Annotated in this window: 2 protein-coding genes; both read right to left on the minus strand. The window is 67.5% G+C overall.

Annotated elements, in window-relative coordinates:
- The coding region (locus ACOVRJ_RS22860) for a class I SAM-dependent DNA methyltransferase (RefSeq protein WP_422046126.1) at positions 1–1,858 on the minus strand (1,858 nt) is incomplete at its 3' end.
- The coding region (locus tag ACOVRJ_RS22865) for a type IIL restriction-modification enzyme MmeI (protein WP_422046127.1) at positions 1,845–2,684 on the minus strand (840 nt) is incomplete at its 5' end. The genes ACOVRJ_RS22860 and ACOVRJ_RS22865, both read right to left, overlap by 14 nt.

Below are 2,684 nucleotides of genomic sequence, written 5' to 3' on the forward strand. Positions count from 1 at the left end.
CGTCCGGGTGGGCCGCGAGCTGGGCCTTGCGGTGGGCGTCGATGTGCTCGGCCAGCGTGCGGATGCGCTCGGCCAGTGCTCCCGCCCCCTCTATATCCGGGAATGGGAAGGCCTCGAAGCAAGTTGTCTTTATGTATCGCGGCCGGTCCTCCAATGTGCTGCCAGTCGCGAGTGCCCAATGGACATGAACGGCGCTCGAAAGAACGCCCAGGTTCAGCGCGTCGTCGCTCGCTATGCACATCAGGGCATCGTCTGCGAGAACCGAAGCGTCCAGAAACTGGAAGACGCGGTGCTTCGCCGTTACGACGGTGACGATGTACCGGCGCAGGCCAACCAAAGCCGGGCGCAGGTCCTTTCGCGGCTCGCCGAACAACCACCAGTTGTCTCGGTATGTGGCGCGGTTGTTCTGGTCCCGCTCAGGCTTCACGCGCTCCAATACCCACTGATACGCAGCTGGATAACGCTGGCGGACTTCCTCGGCGCGAAGCCCAAACATGTCCACCACTAGAACGTCGCGTGGCGTGGCCGCCAGGTCTCGCCCGTTGCGGTACTCCCGGACATGGCGCTCAAGCCCCGGCACTTTGCCTAGTCCGAGGCTGGCCGCCTCTTGACGAGTAACGATGAAGCCCGCGCCGTGCAGCTTGACGCCAGGGGACGAAATATCCGACATAGCAAGCAAAGCACTTGCTCCGGCCACGTTTGCGCCAATGGTGAGGTCGGGGTGCACTTTCCCCCGACGCTCGGCCAGCGATACAGCCAACTCTCCAAAGTCGCCTTCCGCCTCGGTCTGCACGAAGTGCAGTCGCCCCTCGTGCTGCCCGGGAGCGGCCACAGTCATGGCAATGCGCACCGCGGCGCCATCGGCGCTGTCCACCCAGGGATGGTCGGGCACGGCATAGACCAGTGACAGCCGCCCATCAGCCGTGGCCTCCTGGACCACACGGCGGTTGAACGTCTGGCGCAGGCTGTTGGTGGTGATGAAGCCGAAGCGCTCGGCCTGCCCGGCGCGAACCAACTGAGCAGCACGGTGCCACCAGTACATGACGAAGTCGGCGCTCTCGGGCACCTCGGGCCACGCAGCGCGCAGGGCGTCGGCGTAGCCGTCGCCCAGTGCAGACCTCACGTACTTGGCACCGATGAACGGCGGATTGCCGACGATGAAGTCGGCCCGGGGCCACGCGGCCTGCCGGGGGTTGACGTAGCGCCACTGGGGCACTTGCGCCGCTTCGTCTGGCACCAGCAGCCCGGTCACCGGATGGGGCTTGGAGGTCACACCGTCCCAGCGCATCACCACCTGGCCCGCGGCGTCGGTCATCAGCTCCTGGCGGTCGTAGGCCAGCACGGCGTCGCGGTGCTCGATGTTGCCGTAGTCGTGCACCACGGGTTCGGCCACGCCGGTTTGGCCGTTGGTGCGGATGTGCCACTGCAGAAAGCCAATCCACAGCACCAGCTCGGCCAGGGCGGCGGCGCGCTCGTTCAGCTCGATGCCGCGCAGTTGCTGCAGGGTGACGGTTTCACGGCCCAGGTCCAGCGCCTCTTGCGTGTCGCCCAGGGCATTGAGCTGGTTGAGCACCTCGCCTTCCAGACGCTTCAGGTGCTCCAGCGTCACGTAGAGGAAGTTGGCGCTGCCGCAGGCCGGGTCCAGAACCCTCACGGTGCACAGACGATGCAGGAAATCACGAAGTTGCTGACGCGCTTCCTTCCACTTGGCGCGCACGGCCGATTGGTGCTTGTCGCGCTCCTCACGATGCTTGGCGTCCAGGGCTGCCACCGCCTTGCTGCCAAGCCCCTCGAAATCGGCCTTGGTCTTGGGTGCGGGCGGGTTGGCTTCCAGCTCGGCAGCTTCATGGGCCAGCAAGCAGGGCGGCGGCCTGGGCGTTGGCCCACTCGGCGCGCAGCGGTTCGATGACGGTGGGCAACACCAGCCGTTCCACGTAGGCGCGGGGGGTGTAGTGCGCGCCCAGGGCGTGGCGTTCGGTGGGGTCCAGCGCGCGCTCCAGCAGGGTGCCGAAGATGGCGGGCTCCACCTCGCGCCAGTTGGCGCGGGCGGCCTGCACCAGCAGGTCGACTTGCTCGGGCGTGAGCAGGAGGCTGTAGCCGTCGGCACTGCCGCCCTTGAACAGCTTGCCGTTGAACTTCAGCACCGACTGGACCAGCGCCACCGAGAAGCCGCCCCGGTCCATGTCGGCCCACAGGCTGCGCAGCATCAGCTGCAGCGCGGCGGGGTTCTCGCGGTGTTGCCGCAGCAGCGCCTGGAAGGAGCCCTTGGGCAGCAGCTCGACGTCTTCCGCGAACATGCTGAACAGGCAGCGTGAGAGGTAAGCGGCCACGGTCCGCGGCGCGTGCCCGGCTTGTTCGAGCGAGCGGGCCAGCAGGGCCAGTTGGTTGGACACCTCCCGGGTGACCTTGGCGGCAATGAGCGCCGGGTTCAACTCGTCCGGTTGCGTCCAGATCTTGCGCAGCCGCCCCAGCACTTCGGGCTTGGCCAGGTCGGCCAGGGGGATGCGATGGCTGCGCGGATCGGGGAAGGGGGTGTAGGTGCCGCCCGAGCGGCTGAACTCGGCGTAGACCTCGATGACGGTGCCCACGTCCACCACCATCACGAAGGGCGGGCGCCCTTCCTCGGCCGGGAGCGCGCGGGCGTAGCTCTCGCCCTGGCTGCGGGCGCGCAGCAAGCCGTCGTC

Source organism: Roseateles sp. (assembly GCF_049240545.1).
Taxonomy (GTDB): domain Bacteria; phylum Pseudomonadota; class Gammaproteobacteria; order Burkholderiales; family Burkholderiaceae_C; genus Paucibacter_A.